The organism is Serratia sp. BW106 (assembly GCF_002607755.1).
In the GTDB taxonomy this organism is placed as follows: Bacteria; Pseudomonadota; Gammaproteobacteria; order Enterobacterales; family Enterobacteriaceae; genus Serratia; species Serratia proteamaculans.
Genome location: NZ_MCGS01000041.1, coordinates 74,795 through 99,665, shown reverse-complemented (window position 1 = coordinate 99,665; position 24,871 = coordinate 74,795). Strand labels below are relative to the sequence as shown.

Genomic DNA, 24,871 nt, shown 5'->3' with positions numbered 1-24,871 from the left:
AGTTTTTATTTCTTCAGGTGTGGCAGAAAGTTACACGGGCGGTGGCGCGCGTCCAACTGCTCTTCAATAATGCGTTCCCAGCCGGTGCGACAGGCGCGGGTCGAACCCGGCATGGCAAAAATCACCGTCTGGTTGGCCATACCGGCCAGCGCACGCGACTGGATAGTGGCGGTGCCAATCTCTTCATAGGACACCATGCGGAACAGTTCACCGAACCCTTCAACTTCACGATCGAACAGCGGCAGCAGCGCTTCCGGAGTGTTGTCCCTGGCGGTAAAGCCGGTGCCGCCGGTGATCAGCACGGCCTGAACCTGTTCGTCAGCAATCCACGCGGAGACTCGCGCGCGGATTTGATAAATATCGTCTTTGACAATGGCGCGGTCCACCACCTGATGCCCGGCTTCAAGCGCGGCTTCCTGCAGATACTGGCCCGAGGTGTCTTCTGCTTCACCGCGACTGTCCGAAACGGTCAGAATGGCGATATGCGCCGGAATGAATTCGCTGCTGGCATGACTCATTGCTTGCTCCCGTGCAATTTAGAAAAATTTAGCCGCCGATAAACGACAGGTTCTGCGTGATGCCGCTGTTGCCCTGGTGCAGGAAATGAGTCTGCTTTTTGGTCCGCAGCCCGCCCTGAATGCGATCCTTCAATTCCTCAAGCTGGCCGTCATCCGCCAGCAGATCGCGCAGGCTAATGCCCTGCTCACCGAACAGGCACAGATGCAGATTACCGATGGCGGAAACCCGCAGCCGGTTGCAGCTGGCACAGAAATCTTTTTCATACGGCATGATTAAACCCACTTCGCCCTGGTAATCCGGGTGGCTGAACACCTGCGCCGGACCGTCACTGCGGCCGCGCGGCTGCAACTGCCAACCCTGCTGTTCCAGTTGCGAACGGATCACTTCGCCAGACACGTGGTGTTTGCGGAACAGATCGCCGCCCTCGCCGGTTTCCATCAGTTCGATAAAGCGCAGTTGGATCGGACGGTCTTTTATCCAGTGCAGGAAAGCGCCCAGCTGCTGGTGGTTAACGTCACGCATCAGCACCGCGTTGACCTTTACCTTGCTGAATCCAGCGGTAAAGGCGGCGTCGATGCCCTCCATCACCTGGCGGAATTTGTCCTGACCGGTAATGGCGTGAAATTGACGGGGGTCCAGACTGTCGACGCTAACGTTGATCGCCGTCAGCCCGGCATCACGCCAGGCCATGACGTCGCGAGCCAGACGATAACCATTGGTGGTCACGGCAAGTTGGCGAACGGCAGGGTTTTCACGCACGGCGGCGATGATCTCGGTAAAATCGCGACGCAGCGAAGGTTCACCGCCCGTCAGGCGCACCTTTTCGGTGCCCAGCTCGGCGAATGCGCGGCTGACACGGCGGATCTCATCCAGCGACAAGAAGGTTTTCGGACTGCCGTTAGGGCGATAGCCATCCGGCAGACAGTAGGTGCAACGAAAGTTACACACGTCGGTGATCGACAGGCGCAAGTAATAGAACTTGCGCTCATAAGCATCAATGAGTTGCGGCACCATAACACCTTCCAAAGTCGGGAGATGCGAGCGTTTCCGCCCTGCACCTTGGTGGCTGACTTCGCCACGGCCCAAGCGCCATATTGTTCACCAGAACAACGTAGGCCCAGAGGCTAGGAGTTTTGGTCTCAGTTCCCGCTGCCTGAGTAGCCGGAACGAAACCGTGGTTTTCATCAGAATTCTAGCGCTAAACAAAGGCGATAGCCAACGCCCAATTTCGCTATATAATTGTGTATACAGCGTTTTTAGGCGATTCCAAATCTGGTAAACCATGATAAACGCCCTTTACGCAGACGAATTGACCGGAATCACGCAAATCACACTCTTTTTCGCGTTTTTACGCCAAATCCGCTACTTTATGCGGGCAGTTAAGCCCCTTTGTAAGGAAATTTATGCGTAATCGTACCCTGGCCGATCTCGATCGGGTGGTGGCATTAGGTGGTGGTCATGGTCTTGGCCGCGTGATGTCTTCCCTGTCGTCTTTAGGATCCCGTTTAACCGGTATTGTCACCACCACCGACAACGGCGGTTCCACTGGCCGTATCCGCCGTTCAGAAGGCGGCATTGCCTGGGGCGATACCCGTAACTGCCTGAATCAGCTGATTACCGAACCGAGCGTAGCCTCCGCCATGTTCGAGTACCGCTTTAGCGGCAATGGAGAACTCTCGGGGCATAACCTCGGCAACCTGATGCTGAAGGCGTTGGATCACCTCAGTGTACGTCCACTGGAGGCGATCAATCTGGTACGCAGTTTGCTGAAGGTGGACGCGGCGTTGATCCCGATGTCCGAGCAACCGGTGGATCTGATGGCGCATGACCATGAAGGCAATCATGTTTACGGTGAAGTGAATGTCGATCAACTGACCGATATGCCGCAGGAACTGATGCTGTCACCGCACGTCCATGCTACGCGAGAGGCGCTGGACGCCATCGCACAGGCCGATGTGATCCTGATCGGGCCAGGCAGCTTCCTGACCAGCCTGATGCCACTGCTGCTGCTGGATGACCTTACACAGGCGTTACGTCGCAGCAGCGCCAATATGATTTATATCGGCAATCTGGGCCGCGAACTGAGCGTTGCGGCGGCTGCCCTGACGCTAAAGAACAAGCTGGAGCTGATGGAAGAGAAAATTGGCCGTCAGATGATCGACGCGTTGATTGTTGGCCCGGCGGTAGATACCCATGAAGTACAGGATCGGGTGGTGATTAAACAACCGCTGGAAGCGACGGATGTCCCTTACCGTCACGACCGTCAGTTGCTGCGTCAGGCGCTGGATCAGGCTTTGATCGAGTTGGGTGCCCGCGGCTAAAGCGTTACTCGCCGCCACGCAGCCATGGATTATCGCTGGCGGCCTTATCGACCATATCGATATAAAGATCTTCCACCTGCTTGCGTGCCCACGGCGTGCGGCGCAGAAACTTCAGGCTGGACTTGATGCTGGGATCGCTGCTGAAGCAGTTGATGCGAATGCGTTCGGCCAGCCCTGACCAGCCGTAGTTCTCCACCAGTTTATTCAAAAGTTGTTCCAGAGTGACGCCGTGCATCGGGTCTTTGGACTGGTGTTCGGTCATGGTCTGCGGCTCGTAGTAGTCAATTGGCCGCACACCATAATCAGCTTTGGCGGAGGCGACAAGGAGTTTATGTTTGGCAGCGCCGCACTCTGCGGCGTGCCAACCGGTCATGAAATAGCGATAAACTGCTCACGCAGCTGGTGGATCTCATCGCGCAAGCCCGCTGCCTGCTCGAACTCCAGGTTCTGGGCGTGGGTATACATCTGCGCTTCCAGCTCGCGGATTTTCTGATCCAGCGCTTTTGGCGTGAGGTGCTGGTACTGCGCGGCGTTTTCTGCCGCCTTGCCCTTACCTCGGCCCTTGCCACGGTTACCCGGTTTGCCCAACTGCAGAATATCGGAAATTTTCTTGTTCAGGCCCTGCGGAACAATGCCGTTTTCTTCGTTGAACATCTGCTGTTTGGCGCGGCGTCGTTCGGTCTCGCTAATCGCCCTGGCCATCGAGTCGGTAATTCTGTCACCGTAGAGGATCGCTTTACCGTTGAGGTTACGCGCCGCACGGCCGATGGTCTGGATTAACGAACGTTCGGAACGCAGGAAGCCTTCTTTATCCGCGTCCAGGATCGCCACCAGCGACACCTCAGGCATGTCCAACCCCTCACGCAACAGGTTGATGCCCACCAGCACGTCAAACTCGCCCAGGCGCAGGTCACGAATGATTTCGACCCGTTCCACAGTATCGATGTCCGAATGCAGATAGCGCACACGCTCGCCGTGCTCTTCCAGGTATTCGGTCAGGTCTTCTGCCATGCGTTTGGTCAGGGTGGTAACCAGCACCCGCTCGTTGACCGCCACCCGCTTGCGGATTTCGGAAAGCAGGTCATCCACCTGAGTGGTCACCGGCCGCACTTCTATTTGCGGATCCAGCAGCCCGGTAGGCCGCACCACCTGATCGATAATATCGTCGCCGGACTTCTCCAGCTCATATTTGCCCGGCGTGGCAGATACATAAATGGTCTGCGGCGCCAGCGCTTCGAACTCTTCAAAACGCATCGGGCGGTTGTCCAGCGCTGACGGCAGGCGGAAACCGTATTCCACCAGCGTTTCCTTGCGTGAACGGTCACCCTTGTACATGCCGCCGATTTGCGGAATGGTCACGTGAGATTCATCGACCACCAGCAGGCCATCCGCCGGTAAATAATCAAACAGCGTTGGCGGTGGCTCGCCTTCTCCACGCCCGGACAGGTAGCGCGAGTAGTTTTCAATGCCGGAGCAGTAACCCAATTCGTTCATCATCTCCAGATCAAACTGGGTACGTTGCGTCAGGCGCTGTTCTTCCAGCAGCTTGTTGTTGGCCAGCAACACCTTGCGCCGCTCGGCCAGATCCACCTTGATCTCTTCCATCGCCTGCAGGATCCGCTCACGCGGCGTCACGTAGTGCGACTTCGGGTAAATGGTAAAACGCTGGACCACCTGTTCGATCTGGCCGGTCAAAGGATCAAACAGCGAAAGCCGCTCGACTTCCTCATCAAACAGCTCGATGCGCAGCGCCAACTCGTCTGACTCCGCCGGGAAGATGTCGATCACCTCACCGCGCACGCGGAAGGTCGCGCGCTGGAAGGCCTGATCATTGCGGGCATATTGCAGTTCCGCCAAACGACGCAGGATCGAACGCTGATCGATGATCATACCTTTGGTCAGGTGCAGCATCATTTTCAGATAGAGATCGGGATCGCCCAGACCGTAGATCGCCGACACCGACGCCACCACGATCACATCGCGGCGTTCCAGCAGCGCTTTAGTCGCGGAAAGGCGCATCTGCTCGATGTGTTCGTTCACCGAAGCGTCTTTTTCAATAAAGGTGTCGGAACTGGGGACGTAGGCTTCCGGCTGATAGTAGTCGTAGTAAGAAACAAAATACTCGACCGCATTCTCGGGAAAGAACTCTTTCATCTCGCCGTACAGCTGCGCCGCCAGCGTTTTGTTAGGTGCCAGCACCATGGTCGGCCGGTTAAGATCGGCGATCACATTGGCGACGGTAAATGTCTTGCCCGAACCGGTAACGCCCAGCAGCGTCTGGTGGGCCAGACCGTTTTCCAGGCCCTCTTCCAGCTTGCTGATGGCTTGTGGCTGATCGCCGGCCGGTTTGAAATCGGAATGCAGTTTGAAAACTTTACTCATATACCCTTCGTCTTTCAAATTGCCGCGTTGCTACCGGCTGTCGTAGTGAGCGGGCGCAGCATGCAGCGCCCCTACCTGGAGATGTGCGCGCTCAGGCGGCCATAGAGCTAATGCTCGATGAATGGCCTCTAATTATGGAAAGCCCCGGCGATTTTCGCCAGTCACTATGATACTGGATATAAAACCAGCTTCAAGCGATTCGTTGCTTCAGCGTGCGCCAAACCAAGCCGAATGCACCGTCAGGGTTACAGCCGCGTGACATTTTTATTGTCAATAACAGATTTATCCCCAAAATCCGTCACGAATTAACTTATTGATAGCACTGCGGCCAAAAATCATACATAGAGACTTCATCAATACATTAGCCGCTTGATTTTAGTTAATTTATTGATAATTAATGATTTTATAAAAAAGACGAGATTGCGGACAAAGCGAACAGAACCCGCGTCCGCTCTCGCTTTAAACCGGTTTTCTAAATCTAATGCACAAGGTTATCCACAGGAATAGTGGATAACTCTCACCGCCCCGCCCCGGCCGGGAGTTGCAGAAAGAACGCTTTTTGCCGTTTCTGTTCGCCAAGAGGGCTTTTTTAGTTATTTTTTCACAATAATATCGCTTTTGTTATGCCGATTAATGCTAAAAAGGCCCATTGCCAAAAACGGATTTATCTCATTGTTGCCATCATCTGTTGCATCTTGCTACAACCGGCGAAATAGTTTGCACCATAACTTTTCTTCGCAGCACTGGAAGAGTGCAAAAATCGTCCGGGTTAACTTTCCCCCTTATTTTCACTCGGCCCGCCAGGCCCGTCCTGTCCCGGAAAACCGTTAACAAGACAATAACAATCCCCTTTTTTAACGGTTTAATAAAGTTGGCCCAGGGGTTGCATTACCCTTTTACGCCAAAAGCTCGGTCGGGATAAATATCCGGTCTGTAATGGCAGAATTATCCGCCATCAGTTAAGGGCCATACAGATGTAAAACGCCTGACATTTGCCGGATAAAGACGAGATGGCGCTAGAAAACTCACAGTAACGACCATTTTCACCTAAGTACCACAGGTTTTAGCTGAACCTAAACTACCTCGTTAAAGGTAGTCATTCAGCATTTTGTTCTGGACATTACGACACTCGGGAAAGAAACCGCTAATGCGGAAACTGCAGTAAGGAGTGGATAACACAGGGAAGTAGAGGTTCGATTGCCGTACCTGCACCGGTCGCTATTGGGCGCCGCCAGGTGAGATCGATGCGGTTTGTTAAATAAAACCGCGTTACGCCAGCGCCCCGACGGGCGTACATCCACGAGTGGAATACGGGTCTTTGAGGAGAATGCCGGATGTTGAGTTTAAGGTCAGTGAATCAGTTTTACGGGCAAACCCATACCCTGTGGGACATCAATCTGGAGCTGCCACGCGGCCAGTGCACGGTGCTTATCGGCCGTAACGGCGTGGGCAAAACCACGCTGGTGAACTGCATTATGGGCCATTTGCCGGTAGTCAGTGGCAGCATGACCTGGCAGTTGGCGGACGAACCACCGCAAAGCCTGCTCCAGCAGCCAGTGGAAAGCCGCACGGCCCTGGGGATCAGCTACGTGCCGCAAGGGCGACAAATCTTTTCGCAACTCAGCGTGGAGGAAAACTTACAGGTAGCACTAATGGCCGGTCGCGACAGGACTCGCCGCATTCCCCCCTTGATTTACAGCCTGTTCCCCAATCTGCGGGAAATGCGCAGCCGCCGGGCCGGCGATTTAGGCGACGGTGAACAGCAGCAACTGGCGATTGGTCGCGCCCTGGTACTGGAGCCGGAATTGCTGATCCTCGATGAGCCCACCAACGGCGTGCAGCCCACCATCGCTGCCGATATCGGCAACGTGATCCGCAAACTTAACCGCGAGCTGGGCATGACTATCCTGCTGGTGGAGCACAAGCTGCCGTTTGTCCGTCGCGTGGCGGACCGTTTCTGCCTGATGGATCAGGGGCGCAGCGTAGCCGATGGCACGCTGGAACAGTTGGACGAGGAGTTGATTAATGCCTATCTGGCAGTGTGACTGGCAGGGGTGCAAAGTATTGCACCCCGCTCTCATGGCTTATCTCATACCAACGCCTTGAGCACCGTACCACTCATTGCTCATTGTGTTGTATCAGCGAAGACAGAGCTCCGTTTGTTGGAAATGACCAAATGCTCCCTCCATATTCAACGGGTTTTCACATCCGATTAACTTGAATTGAGGGTTAGATAATGGCCGATAACAATGCAGGATTTATTCAATATAGCGATCTGCTCGATAAAACCTGGACCTTGAAAGAGCGACTCGACGTAGCAGGCATTTATGTCAAATCACGCGATGAGCTGATCAAGGCTCAAACCTTCATCAGGGACACATTAAAAAGACCGGCTATTGTAAAGTTCACCGCCCCCTTTGAGGTGTGGACCGCCCCCAAGACCGATATCGATGTCGGCTTCGTTTATATCGACGGCAACGGTGTAAAGATCACCACCAATATCCCCAACGGGACTGAAAACGACCACAACTACTTCCTGCGCTGCTATACCACTACCGCGGCCTTGGATATCAACATCCCTATTCGACCAGCACCTATTTTGAAAGACTTCACCGTCAGAGGAATTGGCTCTACAGTTAAAACATCAAGTACTGAGACTGAGACTGAGACTGAGACTGAGACTAAGTATAACTATATTGATGGTATTCGCTTCTATTCGCCTGAAGGCCCTTTGGGTAATTTTTCCGTTAATAATGTTTATATTTCCGGTTTTTATTACGGCATGTATTTTGGCACCAACGCGTATATTGGGCATCACTATGCCTGTGAGATCATCCGCTGCTTTGAATGCTTGCATATGCCGCAAGCGAAAAAACCCACGAATGTGCAACCGACTCAAACCGGTGATGAAAATCCCACCGCTCAGAACTTTGGCGAAGGGATAAACTTCTTCGGTGGTACCATCGGTAACTCTAAGGGGTTAGCTATCGGCAATCAGAACCCAAACGGCGCATTTCGTTTCTTCGGCACATCAATAGACTATGCGGGTGCGATTGCGAAAGTCGAGGCCGGAAGCATTGAGTTCCATGGCTGTCATATCGAGTTCAGTAATAAAACTAACCCGGTCAATGATATCCCCTTCCGCTGTAGCGCCAACCAGAATGCGTCATTACTTATTCAGGGTGGGGAAATCATTGCTCTGAATGGGCTTGCGTCTCAAGACTACTGTTTTTACGCCGAGGCTGGTAGCAGCGGAATTATCGTAGACAACGTTAAGTTCTATGGAGTAAGAACCGCGACCGGCCGTTATTTTGGTGGTACCGGTGACTTTGTGATTAAAAATAGCCGGCTCGATGGCGGTGGTGGAGGCAAAGGCATTCAAACTTTGACCACCGCTAATAATAACAAGCTCAAAGACGGTAATTTCTCATTTACTACCAAGCCGATAGGTTGGGAAGTTTCCGGTGGCAACGTCAGCAATCCCTTCACCTCGGACGTCATTACCCTCACCATTGAATCCGGTGCGGGCGTTAACGGCAGCAATGCGCTAAAAGTGACCAAACTGGGGAATACCAACTCTAGTGCCGGTGTGCGGGTAGTGGTTCCGGTATCGCAATATGAACAATTGGGCGCTTGTTTTAACCTGAAAACGCTGAATGGCGGCTCCGGCAATTTATTCGCCACGTTGAGCTATGCCTGTATTCAGGAGGTGGAAAGCAACGGCGTATCGATCATCGCTAAATCAGATGTGGCCGCCTGGGATGGGACTCTCAATGCCAGTGATTATGCCGAGTTTAAGGAATACCGTTTTAACGCCAACCGACGAAAAGTGCCGGTTTGGGCAACCCATGTCATCTTGTCTTTCAATTTGTATGCTTTAGCGAAAAATGGGGTGCTTTACTTCGATAATGCCTGCATCACCGCCATGTAAAACGGTAAGTCAGCTTTCCTCCGTCCACGGTGGATCCGTGGACGGAAGGCTTAACGCTCAATGGGATAAAACGCTCAAATCCAGATAGTGCCCCAAAGCCTGCCGTTCGGGTTCGGCCAGATGGGGGATCTCTCCCAGCAATGGCGCTGGCAGCATACGGCGCAGCGTGGTCAGATATTCCTGATGGCGACGGCCCGGCGCACTGACGTCGTTGGCGACCCAGCCTACCAACGACAACCCCGCCTGTTGGATCGCCTGCGCGGTCAGCAGCGCATGGTTAATACACCCCAGCTTGATGCCCACCACCAAAATCACCGGCAGTTGCTCCTGCTGCACCCAATCGGCAAAGGTATGCTGCTCAGAAAGGGGCGTAAACCAGCCCCCGGCCCCCTCGATCAACACCCAGTCGGCACGTTGCTCCAAATGGCGTAACCCGGCGGAAAGCTGCACCAGTTCGATTGGCCTCCCTTCGTCGGCGCTGACAATGTGCGGTGAGGTCGGTTCGGCGAAAACGTAAGGGTTTACTTGCTGGTAGTTCAGCGCCACCGCGCTGTTCGCCTGCAACGCCAGCGCGTCACCGTTACGCAGCCCCTCGGCGGTCATCTCACTGCCGGAAGCCACCGGTTTGTAACCGGCGGTGCGGTAACCCGCCAGATTAGCGGCCTGCAACAAGGCACTGCTGGCCACGGTTTTGCCCACTTCGGTATCGGTGCCGGTGACAAACCAACGCTTAATCACGATAAATCACTCCATAAACCAGATGATAACTGAGTGGGAACTGCCCGCGATCGCAGGGATAGGCCGCCTGTAAAGCGGCGAGCCGCCGACGGGATAGCAGCCCTGCCTCGCGCCCCTGATGCAAATGGGTCGCGCCGATCCCCTTGAGCGATCGCATCAACGCCATCACGTCCGGGTAATTCAGGGTTTGCCACTCCGCCTCCAGACCGTGACGGTAACCGGCGCAGGCGGCGCCAATTTGTTCCAGTGGCAGAAAATCGTTCACATGGCGTTCGCCGTCTACCTGCTGCCAGGCATCGCCCAGTTCGCCCAGCGATCCTTCCGCCAGGGTAGAAAACAGGATCACACCGCCGGGCCGGGTGACCCGGTAGAGCTCCGCCAGTGCCCGTGGTAAATCACTGCACCATTGCACCACCAGACTGCTGAAACAGATATCCACGGCAGCGTCGGGTAAGGGGATATTTTCGATATCCCCCAGCAGGTAATGATCTGCCGCCTGTTGCTGGCGGGCGAAGGCCAGCATGCCCGGTGCCAGATCGAGCGCCGTGACCTGCTTACCGAGTTCGCGCCAGCGACGGCTAAAGTGGCCAGTGCCACAGCCTGCATCAAGCAGTTGTTCGCCACTGTGTGCCAGCCCGATCCCCAGCAAGCGCTCACCAACATCACGTTGCAGCACCGCTGCCGCGTCATAGCTGCCTGCCGCCCGGCTGAAGGCCGAGGCTACCGCTTGCTTATTGACCGATTCAAACGCTGACGTCATGCAATACCTCCAGCAGACGATCGATATCCTGCGGCTGATGCGCCGCCGTCAGGGTAATACGCAGACGCGCCCCGCCCGGTGGCACCGTTGGCGGACGAATAGCGCTCACCCACAGCCCCTGTTCGCGCAGACTTTGCGCCAGATCGAGCGCTCGCTGGTTATCCCCCACCAGCAAAGGCTGTATGGCGGTAACCGACTCCGTCAGGCTGAGCGACAACTGGGCTGCCCCCTGGCGGAAACGCTGAATATTATCCTGCAGCCGGGCACGCAATTCGTCGCCCTGTTGAATGCAATGCAACGCCGCCTGCAATGCGCAAGCCTGCGCCGGTGGCATCGCGGTGCTGTAAATCAGATGGCGGGCAAACTGCAGCAGATATTCGGCCGTGGACTCATCACACAGCACCGCCGCACCGCTGAGGCCAAAGGCTTTGCCAAAGGTGGCCACCAGCAGTTCGGGCCGGACGCCCTGCTGCCAGCAACTGCCGCGTCCCTGTTCGCCATGAACGCCGATACCGTGCGCGTCATCAACCATCAGCCAGGCACCGGCCTCGCGGGTCAAACGATGCAGTTCCGCCAGCGGCGCGCTGTCGCCGTCCATGCTGAAGACCCCTTCGGTCACCGCCAACATCTGGCCAGTGCAGGGTTTTGCCAACAGGCCAGCCAGCGACTGCGGCTGATTATGGCGAAAACGACGTAACTGAGCCGGAGAGTGGGCGGCGGCCTCCAGCAAAGAGGCATGGCTAAGCCGGTCGGCTAAAATGCGATCCTCTGCCTGCATCAGGGCTGCCAGCAGCGCCTGATTGGCGGCATAGCCGGAAATAAACAGCAGCGCACGCGGGTAACCCAGCCAGTCCGCCAGTTGCTGCTCCAGCACCTGATGTGCGCTACAAAAGCCGGTAACGTGGCCAGAGCCACCACTGCCGACACCATACTGCTGCGCGCCCTGCTGCCAGGCGGCGATCACCCGCGCATCCTGGCTCAGGCCCAGGTAGTCATTGCCAGAGAAATTCAGGTAATGCTCGTTGTTAAGCTGGATATGGCGGCCATTGCCGCCCTGATTCACCTGGCGACGGCGATAAGCGGCGCTCTGCTGCCGCTCCTCCAGCGCCTGTTCAATGCGTTGTTGCCAGCTCATTACAGTGCCGCGTTGTAAAACTCAGCGGTATCGGCCTGCATCAGCTGTGCAGCCAGCGCCTGTTGCTGCTGATTGTCGCCGTGCTCGGTTTCGGTCTGCTGCGGGTTCAGGCCCAGTTTGCGGAACAGTTGCAGGTCTTTGTCCTCTTCCGGGTTTGGCGTCGTCAGCAGCTTGCAGCCATAGAAGATGGAGTTGGCACCGGCCATAAAACACATCGCCTGCGTTTGCTCGTTCATCTGTTCACGACCGGCAGAAAGACGCACGTAAGAAGCCGGCATCATGATGCGCGCCACCGCAATGGTGCGGATGAAATCAAACGGGTCAACGTCTTCGTTATCCGCCAGCGGTGTCCCCTTGACCTTCACCAGCATGTTGATCGGCACGCTCTCCGGCGGCGTCGGCAAATTAGCCAACTGCACCAGCAGCCCCGCGCGGTCACGCACCGTTTCACCCAGCCCGACAATGCCGCCGGAACAGACTTTAATGCCCGCGCCGCGCACCTTGCCCAGGGTGTCCAGACGTTCCTGATAGCTGCGGGTGGTGATGATGTTGCCGTAGAATTCCGGCGAGGTGTCCAGGTTATGGTTGTAGTAATCCAGCCCGGCATCCGCCAGCCGTTCCGCCTGCGTACCGTCCAGCGTGCCCAGCGTCATGCAGGTTTCCATGCCCATCGCCTTCACCCCTTGCACCATCTGCTGCAGGTAAGGCATATCGCGCTCGTGCGGGTTTTTCCACGCCGCTCCCATACAGAAACGGGTCGATCCATTCGCCTTGGCCTTACGCGCCGATTCCAGCACCTGCTCCACCTGCATCAGCCGCTCCGACTCCAGGCCGGTTTTGTAGCGCGAACTTTGCGGACAGTACTTGCAGTCTTCCGGACAGGCGCCAGTCTTGATTGATAACAGCGTGCTCACCTGCACCTGGCGCGGGTCAAAGTGCTGGCGATGAACCGTCTGGGCTTCAAACAACAGTTCAAGCAGGGGTTTATCAAACAGGGTCTGGGCAAGACCCACTGTCCAGTGAATGCGATCGGCCATCACGGCGTCTCCAAAAATGAAAAAAGTGTCGTCAGTTTAGATATTGTGGATATACTGTCAACCATTACGAACATCATTTGGTTTACAAGTATGTCTGTCACTGCCTCCGACCTTGAATTCGACCAGCGCCATATCTGGCACCCTTACACTTCAATGAGTCACCCACTGCCCTGTTACCCGGTAGAGGCCGCCAGCGGCGTTGAACTGCAGTTGGCCGATGGCCGACGCCTGGTTGACGGTATGTCGTCCTGGTGGGCAGCCATTCACGGCTATAACCACCCGCAGCTGAACCTGGCTGCCACGCAACAGCTGGAAAAAATGTCGCACGTAATGTTCGGCGGCATTACCCATCCTGCGGCTATTGCCCTGTGCCGCAGCCTGGTGGCCATGACGCCGGAAGCATTGCAATGCGTGTTCCTGGCGGATTCCGGCTCGGTGGCGGTGGAGGTGTCGCTGAAGATGGCGCTGCAATACTGGCAGGCGCGCGGGGAACGGCGGCAACGCATTTTGACCCTGCGTCACGGCTATCATGGCGATACCTTCGGTGCGATGTCGGTGTGCGATCCGGACAACTCAATGCACAGCCTGTATCAGGGTTATCTGGCACCACACCTGTTCGCTACCGCGCCGCAGTGCGGTTTCGATCAGGTCTGGGATGAAAATGATATCGCGCCGTTTGCCGCCCTGCTGGAACAGCATGCCGGGGAAGTGGCGGCAGTGATCCTCGAACCGGTGGTTCAGGGTGCCGGTGGCATGCGTATTTACCATCCGACCTATCTCAAGCGGGTGCGTGAGCTGTGTGACCGCCATCAGGTGCTGTTGATTGCCGACGAAATAGCCACCGGCTTCGGCCGCACCGGCAAGCTGTTCGCCTGTGAACATGCTGACGTGGTGCCGGATATCCTGTGCCTGGGCAAGGCGCTGACCGGCGGCTATATGACGCTGTCCGCCACCCTGACCACCCGTCACGTGGCGGAGACCATCAGCAACGGCGCTGCGGGCTGCTTTATGCACGGGCCTACCTTTATGGGCAACCCGCTGGCCTGCGCAGTGGCCAACGCCAGCCTGTCACTGTTGGCAGAAAACCGCTGGCAGCAGCAGGTCGCCGCTATCGAAAGCCAATTGAAACAGCAGTTATTGCCGCTGAAGGCGCTGCCAAAAGTGGCGGATGTGCGGGTGCTGGGGGCGATTGGCGTGGTGGAAATGCGAGAATCTGTCGACGTGGCGCAGCTACAGCGTGGCTTTGTCGAGCGTGGCGTGTGGATCCGGCCCTTCGGCAAACTGATTTATTTAATGCCGCCGTACATCATTGAACCTGAACAGCTCAGCCGCTTGACCGACGCAGTGACGGCCGCGGTACAGTAATCGATCACCAATGCTGGTCCAGATAACGGGCCAGCAACACCAGACACCCCACCCACAGCAGAATAATCATCACCGCGGCCATACGGCCGGTAGGATTATCGATGCGCCGCTGCGCTTTCTCCCGAAACTCCGCCATCAGCGGTTTGGGGATCAGCCACACTGCCAGCATGATGCCCAGCGGCACGATGATCACATCATCCAGGTAGCCCAGCACCGGGATAAAGTCCGGGATCAGATCTATCGGTGATACTGCGTAGCCCGCGACCAGCAGAGCGACCAATTTGGCATACCAGGGCGTCCGCCGGTCACGGGCTGCCAGCCAGAGTGCATAAATGTCGCGCTTGATGCCCTTGGCCCAGCGGCGCAGCCAGCCAAACCACGGCGTGCGTTTTTTTAATGAAATCATGGTTACTTTATATCGAGCTGTGAATGATTGATTTCGCGAATGTAGCCCCGCGGTTAATTATGGTAACCCATAGGTGAGGCGACTGGCGAGGTACAATGCTGCTTGTGTTGTTCCGGCAAAACAGTCTAGCTTAAGGCTCTGCTTTTACCGACAACAGGGAGTCACCATGACTTTTCGTTTGTACAGCAATGAGTTGCAAGACGGCGCAAAAATGCCGGAACGTCAGGTGTTTAACGGCATGGGCTATCACGGCGATAACCTGTCGCCACACCTCGCCTGGGATGGCGTACCGGAGGGCACTAAAAGCTTCGTGATTTCGGTTTACGATCCCGATGCCCCAACCGGCTCCGGCTGGTGGCACTGGGTGGTAGCCAATATTCCGGCGGCAACGCGCGAACTGCCCGCTGGCGCCGGCTCCGATAAAGGGGGTTTACCGGCCGGTGCTATCCAGACCCGTACCGATTTTGGTTCCGCCGGTTACGGCGGCGCTGCCCCACCGCAGGGCGAAAGTCACCACTATCATTTCACAGTGCATGCGCTGGACGTGGAAAGCATCGAGGTGGATGAAGGCTCCAGCGGCGCGCTGGTCGGTTTTAACGTGCACTTCCATAGCCTCGGCAGTGCCAAGCTGACGGTGAAGTACAGCTGATTTTTGGCAAATAAAGGGGCGAATGTATTCGCCCCCTACAATTTACTTCGCTAACACGCTTACCCACATCGGCCCTTTCCCTACTGGGTAACGCGCCAGCGTGGTCAGCTTGCCGCTGGCCTGATCAATCTCGTATACCCCGATATGATCGGACTTCTGGCCGGACGAAATCACGAAGCGACCGCTGTGGTCGATATTGAAGCCGCGCGGCTGCTCTTCGGTCGGATGGTAGCCGACCACTGACAGGCTGCTGCCGTCCTCGGACACGCTGAAAATAGTCAGGATGCTGGCGGTGCGGTCACTGGTGTACAGGAAACGGCCGTTCGGCGTGATGTGGATATCCGCCGCCCAGCGGGTACCGGTGAAATCGGCCGGCATGATGTCCAGCGTTTGCACCAGGGTATATTTACCGCCGTTTTCGCTGATGGCTAACACGTCTACCGTGCCATCCAGCTCGTTCACGCAGTAAGCATATTTGTCGTTATGGTGGAATGCCATATGACGCGGACCGGCACCAGTAGCGGTCGCCACGGCTTCCTGGCTGTGTGGCGTCAGTTCGCCTTGCAAGTCCAGATTAAACAGGCGGATGCGATCTTCTTTCAGGCAAGGCACCAGCAACAGCTGATTGGTCGGGTCGATATTGGCCGAGTGCGGCGCGGTCAAGCCGTCGATCTGCTGGATAGGCGCGACCACTACGCCATCATGGCCGATCGGGCTGACGCTGGCGCAGTTGCCGCTGTAAGAAGCGGAGAACAGATAACGCCCCTGCAAATCGGTAGAAATATGGGTTGGGCTGCCTGGCAGCGGCGCCATACCGGCCTGTTGCAGTGTGCCATCCGCCTCAATGCGGTAGCTGACAATGCCGAAAGCCGGACGCACACCGACGTACAGATGCGTTCTGTCCGGGTGGATCGCCATCGGTTGGACCTGGCCCGGCGCTTCAACGCTCTGCAGCAGTGTTAACGCCCCCGTGTCGCTTAACTGCCACACGTGAATTTGCTGGCTTTCCGGGCTGGCGACATAAACGATTTGCTTCATGAATTCTCCTTGAATAGGGTAAAAGAGAAACCGGTTTCAGGTTTTTCGGTTTCCCCTAGCTTACCTCACCACTGTGACATAACAACCCCGCGATGCAGATGAAATCTGTGCGGTTTTATCCGTTGCTTATCCGGTGTACCATCGGTTTAATTTTGTTGCTAACTATAATGAGATCCCTATGAGCTACCGCGTCATTGCCCTCGATTTGGATGGCACCTTGCTGGACAACCAAAAACGCATTTTACCGCAGTCGCTGGCTGCCCTGGCCCAGGCACGCGCCGCCGGTATCAAAGTGGTGGTGGTCACCGGTCGCCATCATGTGGCGATCCACCCGTTCTATCAGGCGCTGGAGATAGATACCCCGGCAATCTGCTGTAACGGCACCTATCTGTATGACTTCCAGCAGAAGAAAGTGCTGGCCGCCGATCCGCTGGAAAAAGATCAGGCCAAGCTGGTGCTGCAGATGCTGAAACAAAGCGACATTCATGGCCTGATGTACGTAGACGACGCCATGCTGTATCAGGATGCGAGCGGCCACGTCACCCGTTCATTGGCCTGGGCAGAAACCCTGCCGCCGGCACAGCGCCCAACCTTGCTGCAGGTCAACAGCCTGGTTCAGGCCGCCGACGAAGCGAAGTCGATCTGGAAGTTCGCCACCTCGCACGCCGATATCCCCGCGCTGCGCAGCTTCGCCGAAACGGTGGAAAAGGAACTCGGACTGGCCTGTGAATGGTCGTGGCACGATCAGGTCGACATCGCCAAAGGCGGCAACAGCAAAGGGAAACGCCTGCAACAATGGGTGGAGTCTCAGGGCTTGAGTATGGATCAGGTGGTGGCCTTCGGGGATAACTACAACGATCTCAGCATGCTGGAAGCGGTAGGTCTGGGTGTAGCGATGGGCAACGCCGATGACGCCATCAAACAACGCGCCGATTTGGTGATCGCCGATCACCTGCAGCCAGGCATTGCCGAGGTGATCCGCACCCGCGTGCTGGGCCAGTAATACTATTGCCCTCCCCCGCTGGGAGGGCGCTATTCAACGCGCCTCGCGGCTGATCGACACGCTTTTGACCTGCGCATACAACCACTGCCCCGGTCGGATCGCCAGTTCGTCACGCGCCCACGGCGTAATACGCGCCCAGAGTATGCTTTCTCCCACCGCCAGTTTCACCTCTACCTGCCCGTCAACCTCCAGACACTCGCTCACCTTGGCCGGCAAAACGTTACGGATACTGCTGTTGACCGGCGGTTGTAATATCAGCGAGACATCGGCGGCGTTGATGCGGATACGCAGTTGGGCGCCCAGTGGAGCATCGACACCGCTGACCCACAGCCGTTGGTCACCCAACGCCAACGCCGTCATCGCATAGTGCGTATGGTGTTCAATCACGCTGACACGTAACACGCTGCTCTGATCCTCACGCTGCAACCAGGGCCGCAGCGCACTACTGGCCCACACTTCTTCCAGCCCACCGAAGGCCCGCACCTGGCCGTTATCCAGCACCATAACCTGCTCCGCCAGGCGCAGGATTTCATCCATGCTGTGGCTGACGTAGAGGATCGGCGTATTGACGTCCTGTGCCAGCCGCTCCAGGTAGGGCAACAGCTCGCGCTTGCGCGGCAAGTCCAGCGACGCCAGAGGTTCGTCCATCAACAACAGTTCCGGCGCGGTCAACAAGGCACGGCCAATCGCCACCCGCTGTTTCTCACCGCCAGACAGCGTCAACGGCAGGCGATTAAGCAACGGGCCGATACCCAGCAGTTCAACAATATTGTCGAATTGGGCTCGCATGCCAGCCGCCATGCCGTACTGCAGGTTGCCTCGCACCCGATAATGCGGGAACAGGCGCGCATCCTGAAACACATAACCAATACGACGTTTTTCCGGCGGCAAGCACAGGCCGCGATCGGTATCCACCAGCGTACGGCCGTTGAGGACAATTCGGCCCTGTTGCAAGCGCGTCAGGCCGCCGATAGCGTTGATTAATGAGGTTTTACCGGCCCCGGACAGACCAAAGATAGCGGTGATGCCCTGAGCGGGCAGATCGGCGCACACCTTAAGGTTAAGGTCGCCAAGGCGTTGGCTAAAATCCAGCTCCAGCATTTACACGCCCATCCGTTTACGGCCCCAGCGGGCCAGCCACTCGGAAACCATCAGTGAAACCAGAGACAGCACAATGGCAATCACGCACAGGCGCGCTGCGGCGGCTTCTGCCCCCGGCGTTTCAATCAGGGTATACATCGCCAGCGGGATGGTACGCGTCTCGCCAGGGATATTGGAAACAAAGGTAATGGTGGCACCGAACTCGCCCAATGAACGGGCAAAGGCCAGCACCACACCGACAATCACACCGGGTAACGACAGCGGCAGCGTGATGGTGAAAAACACCCGCCACGGGTTGGCACCCAGCGTACGGGCGGCCTGCTCCAGACGGGTATCTACCGCCTCCAGCGCCAGCCGGATGGCACGAACCATCAGCGGGAACGCCACCACTGCGGAAGCCAATGCCGCACCGCGCCAGCTAAAACTGAAGCTGAAACCGAACCAGTCATACAGCCATTCGCCGATCACGCCGCGCCGCCCCATGGCGATCAGCAATATATAGCCGACCACCACCGGCGGCAGTACCAGCGGCAGGTGAATAATGCTGTCCAGCAGCGACTTGCCGGGGAAGCGGCAGCGCACCAACACCCAGGCCATCAGAATGCCAAAGGGTAAGCTGCACACCACCGCCAGGGCGGACACTTTCAGGCTCAGCTCAACCGCCTGCCACTCGTACTCACTCAAAATCATTTACGGGGGGAGAATCCATACTGTTTGAAAATGGCAGCCGCTTCCGGGCTCTTCAGGTAGCTGTAGAACGCGCTGACGGCCGGTGTTTGATGACCTTTCACAATGGCCATCGGGTATTCAACCGGTTTGTGACTGTCTTCCGGGAAGATCGCCACCACGCTGACTTTATCACTGGCTACCGCGTCCGAGCCATAAACAATGCCCAGCGGAGCTTCACCACGTTCCACCAGCGCCATCGCGCTGCGTACGTTGTTGGCCCGCGCCAATTTTGGTTCCAGTGCAGTCCAGGCACCCAGGTTTTGCAGCGCTTCCTTGGCATAAATACCGGCCGGTACGTGGTCCGGATCGCCTACCGACAGACGGCCGCCATTCAGCAATTTCGCCCAGTCGGTCTGCTTATCGAGCGTGATTTTAGCCAGTTTGGCATCTTTGGCCGCGATCAGCACCAGCTCGTTACCCAGCAAGGTATAGCGGGTGTCTTTGACTATCTGCTGTTTGTCGATGGCATAATCCATCCACTGTTGATCGGCGGAGATAAACAGATCGGCCGGAGCACCCTGCTCAATCTGGCGTGCCAGCGTAGAAGAGGAGGCGAAGGAAGAAACCACCTGAACATCCTTGCCTTTCTGATACTGGGTCGCGATGTCCTGCAACGCGTTAGTCAGCGACGCCGCCGCAAAAACGGTGACTTTCTCTGCCGCAGAAGCCTGCATGATCATACCGGACGCCAATACAATACCGCCGACCCACTTGGTCCATTGCTGTTTCATTGTTTTCTCCGCAAGTTAACGTGCATTATCATTCTTCGTTATATAAAAAATAATATAACGTCACGCAGAAGCTTGTCATGCGGTTTATCGGCACAGTGGGAGATAACTTGAGAAACACCCGCCGAACGACGCCGGCGGGTATAGAGAAGGGGTGGTACTAGGTGCGGTTCTCTTTAGAATGACCCACTTTGGAGAAGACGTTGAACACTTCCCCCAAACCGTAGATCAAACCGAGAATGATGGCCATGACGATTGGCACCATCACTACGGCGAACAGCAAACTTTCCAATAATTCCAACATGGTAGCCTCACTTAACTGCCCATTGAGCGGTAATGAACACCGCCACGTAATCTTTACTTTAAACCAAAACACTCGCTAAAACGTGGTTATTTTAGAGACTGGGTGAAATTTGTAACCGGCCAAACGTGCCATTTGGCGCTTTGCCCACAAATCAGCGACAATAAGGTTTTTGCAGCCGACAGGACGCGTTATGCAGGCCGAAATTCTTCTTACTTTAAAACTCCAGCAAAAACTGTTCGCCGATCCACGCCGCATCGCGCTGCTTAAACAGGTCCGGCACACCGGCTCCATCAGCCAGGGGGCCAAACTGGCAGGCATCAGCTATAAAAGCGCCTGGGATGCAATTAACGAAATGAACCAGTTGGCGGAGCAAACGGTGGTGGAACGCGCCACCGGTGGCAAAGGCGGTGGCGGTGCTCAGGTGACCCACTACGGTGAGCGGCTGATCCAGCTTTACGATCTGCTGGGGCAAATCCAGCAAAAAGCCTTCGACGTGTTGCAACAGGACAACCTGCCGCTCGACAGCCTGCTGGCGGCCATCTCCCGCTTTTCACTGCAAACCAGTGCCCGTAACCAGTTCTTCGGCACCGTGATCGAACGCGATCACCAGCAGGTGCAGCAACACCTGGATATTTTACTTAACGACGGCAAAACCCGCCTCAGTGCTGCTCTGACCCAACAGAGTGCCGATCGGCTGCAGCTCTCGCCCGGTAAGGAAGTGCTGGCATTGATTAAAGCGCCCTGGGTGAAGCTGAATACCGACCCGTCTTTGGCCGGAGCGGCAGATAACTCGCTGGCCGGCGTAGTGGCCAGCATCCAGCCAGGTGCCGATCACAGCGAAGTACTGATTACGCTGACCGGGGGTGAAACCCTGTGCGCCACCGTGACCAATCCGGAGTTGCAACAGCTTAAACTGCGCCCCGGCAGCGCGGTGTACGCCATGTTTAATGCCGACCGGGTGATTGTCGCCACGTTGTGTTAAACGCAACGTTACGTTGCATTTTTGCCGATTGACATCCCCTCGCAATGCGCCTATTTCTAAACAAAATAATTGCATAAAAAGGAACAGGTGATGTCGTCGTTGCACATTTCGCAAGGTTCGTTTCGCTTAAGCGATACCCGTACCCTGACGCTGGATGCGCTGGATATTCAGGCCGGCGACAGTTGGGCTTTTGTCGGCGCTAACGGCAGCGGCAAATCTGCACTGGCACGGGCACTGGCCGATGAACTGGTGCTGTTGAGCGGCGAGCGTCGCAGCGATTTCAGCCATGCAGTGCGTATCTCTTTCGAACAGTTGCAAAAACTGGTCAGCGACGAATGGCAACGCAACAATACCGACCTGCTCAGCCCCGGCGAAGAAGACACCGGTCGCACGGTAGCCGAGATTATTCAGGAAGAAGCCAGGGACCCCACTCGCTGTGCGCAACTGGCAGAGCAATTCGGTATTACCCCGCTGCTGTCACGCCGTTTCAAATACCTTTCTACCGGCGAAACACGTAAAACCCTGCTGTGCCGGGCGCTGATGCCGCAACCCGACTTGCTGATCCTCGATGAGCCTTTTGATGGACTGGACGTCAATTCGCGCGCGCAATTGGCTGCACTGCTGAGCAACCTCTCTGGACATGGCTATACGCTGGTGCTGGTTCTCAACCGTTTTGACGAGGTACCGGACTTTATCCGTCAGGTCGGCGTGTTGGCAGACTGCACGCTGGCTAGCCAGGGAACGCGGCAGCAAGTGATGGCGGATGCGCTGGTGGCACAACTGGCGCACAGTGAAAATCTGGATGGCCTGTCATTGCCGGAAACCGAAGATCCGGCGCAAAAAACCACGCTGCCGGCAGACCAACCACTGATTATCCTGCGCGATGGGGTGGTCAGTTATAACGACCGACCGATCCTCAATCATCTCGACTGGCAGGTTAATCCCGGTGAGCACTGGCAAATTGTCGGCCCGAACGGCGCCGGTAAATCCACCCTGCTCAGCCTGATCACCGGCGATCATCCTCAGGGCTACAGTAACGATCTCACCCTGTTCGGCCGCCGCCGTGGCAGCGGGGAAACCATTTGGGATATCAAACGCCATATCGGCTACGTCAGCAGCAGCCTGCACCTGGACTACCGTGTCAGCGCCAGCGTACGCACGGTCATCCTTTCCGGCTTCTTCGACTCGATCGGCATTTATCAGGCGGTATCCGATCGCCAGCGGCAATTGGCCGACCAATGGCTGGCACTGCTGGGGCTGGGTGGCTCAAACAGCGAGGCACCGTTCCACAGCCTGTCCTGGGGTCAGCAACGGCTGGCATTGATTGCCCGCGCACTGGTCAAGCACCCGGCACTGCTGATCCTCGACGAACCGCTGCAGGGGCTGGATCCGCTCAATCGCCAACTGGTGCGCCGCTTTGTCGACGTGTTGATCGGCCAGGGAACAACCCAGTTGTTGTTTGTCTCACACCATGCGGAAGACGCCCCGCAGAGTATTACCCACCGTTTGAGCTTTGTCCCTGACGGCGACGACTACCGTTATCAGCTCGATACGCTGCTCTAAAAACGTCGCTAATCCCGCGGATGGGTGGTCCCGCCACTCATCCGATGACATATCCGGCAACACTTCCTCGGTAACACATCACATTTGGCCTTTTATCATAAGGGGTAAAGGATTCGTTTCTGGAGACACTATGTCTGCCGCACTGATTATTATCGATCTTATTGACGATTTGATTGGCCCCAAAGGGCGTGCAAACCATTGCCGTGAACAGGTGATAGCGCAAAATCTGATTGCCAACACCAATGCCGCTGCGGCTTACGCCCGGGTACGCAAAATCCCGGTGATTTGGGTACGCGTGGGTTTTGCCGACGACTACCACGATATTCCCGCCCACTCTCCACTGTTCAACCATCTGAAACAGATTGGCGCGCTGCGTTTAAGCAGCCCCGGCTGCCAATGGGATAAGGATTTGCAGGTCTTACCGGCGGATTTTCAGTTCGAAAAAAACGGGGTTTGTGCTTTTGCCGGTAACAATTTGTTAGCCTGGCTGCAGCAGCATCGTTGCCACCATTTGTTGTTGGGTGGCGTCAGCACCCCGCTGGCGATTGAGAGCACTGCCAGACAGGCGCACGACGCCGGTTTCCAGGTCACGGTATTACAGGATCTGTGCGCCGCACCGACCCTGGAGATGCACCAGCAGAGTCTGGATATTCTGCAGAATCTGGCGGAAATCACCCGTTCATCGGTCTGGATGAAGGGCTGAAAGCATTATTTCCTCACTGCACCGACCTTTACTGTCATTTCACTGTGCTACTATCCGGAATAGTGCCCAATTCACCGATCATTCGCACACCGATAAAGCAATGATTGCCTTCGGTAATGGGCACCGTGTGCATATTTTAAAGGGACAGAGTTATGTGGGGCGTACTGGCTACGGCGTTATTCTTTTTGCCATTTAACCGGCTTATTGCCTGGTTGATTTTGGCCGCATCGGCAGGAATGGGGATGTACCACGGGGTACTGACTCCGCTCAGCCTGGCGTGTTTATTGGCGATTGCCGCCCTCGCGGGATTGCGGCACCATTTTCGTACACGGCGTAATCTGGCTGTTCCACTCGAAGTGCTGGTGGTCGCAAGCTGTGTGGCGCTATTCCTGCATTGGGTGCCAGGCTTCCATAACCAGCTGATGATTGACGGTGATAAAGCCGGCCCGTTGAGCGCGCCGTTCACCATGTATTACAACTTCGATAAGGCGCTGGTGCCCTTCCTGCTGTTTGCCTGTCTGCCAACGTTATTTAAACTCAATAAACCGGATAAAAGCGTTGGTACACCCGCCTGGATCGCGCTGATTATCAGCGTCCCGGCCTTGCTGTTACTGGCGGTGGCACTCGGTGGCCTGAAGATTGAACTGCATACCCCAGCCTGGATCCTGGCGTTTATCATGGCCAACCTGTTCTTTGTCTGTATGGCCGAAGAAGCCTTGTTCCGGGGTTATCTGCAGCAACGTCTCAGCCAATGGCTGGGTGCCTGGCCGGCATTGATTATCGCCGCGCTGATCTTTGGCGCTGCACACCTGGCCGGCGGTATGCTGATGGTGGCTTTCGCCACGCTAGCCGGGGTGATTTACGGTCTGGCGTGGATGTGGAGCGGCCGTCTTTGGGTGCCCATCCTGTTCCATTTCGGGCTTAATCTGACCCATCTGCTGCTGTTCACCTACCCGCTGTACCAACACCCCTGATCTTCTGAGCCGGCAGATAATTATCTGCCGGCTTGTTAGTGAAAGCGCTATCACTTCCTCCTGAGAGTTATTTCCCCCCCTTTCTGCTCCTGCTGTATTGACGGTTCTCCTGCTGGTGCCATGTTGTGTAAACGATTCCATTCTTTGCTCTGGATCACCTTTTTACTCTGGAGGGCATGCTATATTTTTGGCCATAGTTATCCATTTATATGAGTCAAAGGCAGGTTGGCGGCAAGTGAAAGCGATTACACAGCCGTATCGCCTCAGAAAAAGGAACCGTCATGACGGATTTTAATCCCATCGATCATCCCCATCGCCGCTTTAACCCGCTAACCGGCCAATGGGTATTGGTATCACCACACCGCGCCAAACGACCGTGGCAAGGCCAGCAGGAATCCGCACAGCCTGAAACGCTGCCGCAGCATGATCCGGACTGCTTCCTCTGCCCGGGGAATACCCGCGTCACCGGTGATAAAAACCCGGACTATCAGAATACCTTTGTG

Annotated in this window: 25 protein-coding genes and 1 riboswitch; of the genes, 11 read left to right on the top strand and 14 right to left on the bottom strand. The window is 56.2% G+C overall.

Translation table 11 applies throughout. The features are described from left to right. Window positions 1-5: 5 nt before the first annotated feature. Together moaB and moaA are read right to left on the bottom strand one after the other, a co-directional pair. Window positions 6-518: a molybdenum cofactor biosynthesis protein B gene (gene moaB / locus BEI65_RS22620; RefSeq protein ID WP_085115674.1), complete on the bottom strand. Its 513-nt coding sequence runs from the start codon at window positions 516-518 to the stop codon at window positions 6-8. A 28-nt stretch (window positions 519-546) separates the two neighbouring features. Further along, on the bottom strand, window positions 547-1,533 hold the full coding sequence (moaA, locus tag BEI65_RS22615; protein ID WP_165366370.1) for a GTP 3',8-cyclase MoaA: 987 nt from the start codon (window positions 1,531-1,533) through the stop codon (window positions 547-549). Beyond that, window positions 1,520-1,662, bottom strand: a riboswitch (molybdenum cofactor riboswitch). It overlaps the preceding gene by 14 nt. Window positions 1,663-1,922: 260 nt before the next feature. Here moaA and yvcK point away from each other — a divergent pair. Further along, complete coding sequence (gene yvcK, locus BEI65_RS22610; RefSeq protein ID WP_099065167.1) at window positions 1,923-2,840, top strand: uridine diphosphate-N-acetylglucosamine-binding protein YvcK; 918 nt, start codon at window positions 1,923-1,925, stop codon at window positions 2,838-2,840. A 4-nt stretch (window positions 2,841-2,844) separates the two neighbouring features. Here the strand turns inward: yvcK and BEI65_RS22605 are convergent, their stop codons facing one another. Both BEI65_RS22605 and uvrB read right to left on the bottom strand, forming a co-directional pair. Next, on the bottom strand, window positions 2,845-3,102 hold the full coding sequence (locus tag BEI65_RS22605; protein WP_085115739.1) for a VF530 family DNA-binding protein: 258 nt from the start codon (window positions 3,100-3,102) through the stop codon (window positions 2,845-2,847). 107 nt (window positions 3,103-3,209) lie between these two features. Further along, window positions 3,210-5,222, bottom strand: a complete 2,013-nt coding sequence (gene uvrB, locus BEI65_RS22600; protein WP_099065166.1) for an excinuclease ABC subunit UvrB — start codon at window positions 5,220-5,222, stop codon at window positions 3,210-3,212. A 1,334-nt stretch (window positions 5,223-6,556) separates the two neighbouring features. On the opposite strand from uvrB, the gene BEI65_RS22595 reads away from it, so the two are divergent. Both BEI65_RS22595 and BEI65_RS22590 read left to right on the top strand, forming a co-directional pair. Further along, window positions 6,557-7,267: an ATP-binding cassette domain-containing protein gene (locus tag BEI65_RS22595; RefSeq protein ID WP_085115670.1), complete on the top strand. Its 711-nt coding sequence runs from the start codon at window positions 6,557-6,559 to the stop codon at window positions 7,265-7,267. A gap of 191 nt (window positions 7,268-7,458) precedes the next feature. Then, complete coding sequence (locus BEI65_RS22590) at window positions 7,459-9,153, top strand: hypothetical protein (protein ID WP_099065165.1); 1,695 nt, start codon at window positions 7,459-7,461, stop codon at window positions 9,151-9,153. Between the two features lie 57 nt (window positions 9,154-9,210). On the opposite strand, the gene bioD is transcribed toward BEI65_RS22590, so the two are convergent. From bioD to bioB, 4 genes are read right to left on the bottom strand one after another with little or no spacing between them, the layout of a single operon-like run. Then, a complete protein-coding gene (bioD, locus tag BEI65_RS22585; protein WP_099065164.1) occupies window positions 9,211-9,891 on the bottom strand; it encodes a dethiobiotin synthase in 681 nt (226 codons plus the stop codon). Then, complete coding sequence (gene bioC / locus BEI65_RS22580) at window positions 9,884-10,651, bottom strand: malonyl-ACP O-methyltransferase BioC (RefSeq protein ID WP_099065163.1); 768 nt, start codon at window positions 10,649-10,651, stop codon at window positions 9,884-9,886. The genes bioD and bioC overlap by 8 nt, the downstream gene beginning before the upstream one ends. Continuing rightward, the gene (gene bioF, locus BEI65_RS22575; RefSeq protein WP_099065162.1) at window positions 10,635-11,786 is read right to left on the bottom strand and encodes an 8-amino-7-oxononanoate synthase; all 1,152 of its coding nucleotides are present in this window, start codon (window positions 11,784-11,786) and stop codon (window positions 10,635-10,637) included. Before bioF ends, bioC begins: the two co-directional genes overlap by 17 nt. Continuing rightward, the gene (gene bioB, locus BEI65_RS22570; protein ID WP_012005745.1) at window positions 11,786-12,823 is read right to left on the bottom strand and encodes a biotin synthase BioB; all 1,038 of its coding nucleotides are present in this window, start codon (window positions 12,821-12,823) and stop codon (window positions 11,786-11,788) included. The genes bioF and bioB overlap by 1 nt, the downstream gene beginning before the upstream one ends. Before the next feature lie 90 nt (window positions 12,824-12,913). Between bioB and bioA the strand changes: the two genes are divergently transcribed. Beyond that, entirely contained in the window at window positions 12,914-14,188 is a 1,275-nt protein-coding gene (gene bioA, locus BEI65_RS22565) for an adenosylmethionine--8-amino-7-oxononanoate transaminase (RefSeq protein ID WP_099065240.1), read from the top strand. 4 nt (window positions 14,189-14,192) lie between these two features. On the opposite strand, the gene BEI65_RS27425 is transcribed toward bioA, so the two are convergent. Beyond that, window positions 14,193-14,594 carry a YkvA family protein gene (locus BEI65_RS27425; protein WP_099065161.1) on the bottom strand — a complete coding sequence of 134 codons (402 nt, stop codon included), beginning with the start codon at window positions 14,592-14,594 and terminating at the stop codon, window positions 14,193-14,195. A gap of 166 nt (window positions 14,595-14,760) precedes the next feature. On the opposite strand from BEI65_RS27425, the gene BEI65_RS22555 reads away from it, so the two are divergent. Continuing rightward, the gene (locus tag BEI65_RS22555) at window positions 14,761-15,243 is read left to right on the top strand and encodes a kinase inhibitor (protein WP_099065160.1); all 483 of its coding nucleotides are present in this window, start codon (window positions 14,761-14,763) and stop codon (window positions 15,241-15,243) included. 42 nt (window positions 15,244-15,285) lie between these two features. On the opposite strand, the gene pgl is transcribed toward BEI65_RS22555, so the two are convergent. Continuing rightward, entirely contained in the window at window positions 15,286-16,281 is a 996-nt protein-coding gene (pgl, locus tag BEI65_RS22550) for a 6-phosphogluconolactonase (protein ID WP_099065159.1), read from the bottom strand. A gap of 178 nt (window positions 16,282-16,459) precedes the next feature. Between pgl and BEI65_RS22545 the strand changes: the two genes are divergently transcribed. Then, window positions 16,460-17,284: a pyridoxal phosphatase gene (locus tag BEI65_RS22545; RefSeq protein ID WP_099065158.1), complete on the top strand. Its 825-nt coding sequence runs from the start codon at window positions 16,460-16,462 to the stop codon at window positions 17,282-17,284. Window positions 17,285-17,317: 33 nt separating this feature from the next. Here the strand turns inward: BEI65_RS22545 and modC are convergent, their stop codons facing one another. The 4 genes from modC to BEI65_RS22525 form a co-directional block, all read right to left on the bottom strand. Beyond that, entirely contained in the window at window positions 17,318-18,385 is a 1,068-nt protein-coding gene (gene modC, locus BEI65_RS22540; protein WP_099065157.1) for a molybdenum ABC transporter ATP-binding protein ModC, read from the bottom strand. Continuing rightward, window positions 18,386-19,075, bottom strand: a complete 690-nt coding sequence (gene modB, locus BEI65_RS22535) for a molybdate ABC transporter permease subunit (RefSeq protein WP_099065156.1) — start codon at window positions 19,073-19,075, stop codon at window positions 18,386-18,388. Further along, entirely contained in the window at window positions 19,072-19,845 is a 774-nt protein-coding gene (gene modA, locus BEI65_RS22530) for a molybdate ABC transporter substrate-binding protein (RefSeq protein WP_099065155.1), read from the bottom strand. Before modA ends, modB begins: the two co-directional genes overlap by 4 nt. Window positions 19,846-20,002: 157 nt before the next feature. Continuing rightward, window positions 20,003-20,146, bottom strand: coding sequence for an AcrZ family multidrug efflux pump-associated protein (locus BEI65_RS22525; RefSeq protein WP_085115649.1), 144 nt, complete (start codon window positions 20,144-20,146; stop codon window positions 20,003-20,005). Between the two features lie 190 nt (window positions 20,147-20,336). Between BEI65_RS22525 and modE the strand changes: the two genes are divergently transcribed. The 5 genes from modE to galT all read left to right on the top strand — a co-directional run. Next, the gene (gene modE, locus BEI65_RS22520; RefSeq protein WP_099065154.1) at window positions 20,337-21,128 is read left to right on the top strand and encodes a molybdenum-dependent transcriptional regulator; all 792 of its coding nucleotides are present in this window, start codon (window positions 20,337-20,339) and stop codon (window positions 21,126-21,128) included. A gap of 90 nt (window positions 21,129-21,218) precedes the next feature. Next, complete coding sequence (gene modF, locus BEI65_RS22515; RefSeq protein WP_099065153.1) at window positions 21,219-22,691, top strand: molybdate ABC transporter ATP-binding protein ModF; 1,473 nt, start codon at window positions 21,219-21,221, stop codon at window positions 22,689-22,691. 130 nt (window positions 22,692-22,821) lie between these two features. Further along, window positions 22,822-23,394 carry a cysteine hydrolase family protein gene (locus tag BEI65_RS22510; RefSeq protein WP_099065152.1) on the top strand — a complete coding sequence of 191 codons (573 nt, stop codon included), beginning with the start codon at window positions 22,822-22,824 and terminating at the stop codon, window positions 23,392-23,394. Between the two features lie 152 nt (window positions 23,395-23,546). Beyond that, a complete protein-coding gene (locus tag BEI65_RS22505; protein ID WP_099065151.1) occupies window positions 23,547-24,368 on the top strand; it encodes a CPBP family intramembrane glutamic endopeptidase in 822 nt (273 codons plus the stop codon). Between the two features lie 281 nt (window positions 24,369-24,649). Continuing rightward, window positions 24,650-24,871 (top strand): galactose-1-phosphate uridylyltransferase (gene galT / locus BEI65_RS22500; protein WP_099065150.1); only part of this gene is annotated, 222 nt, incomplete at its 3' end.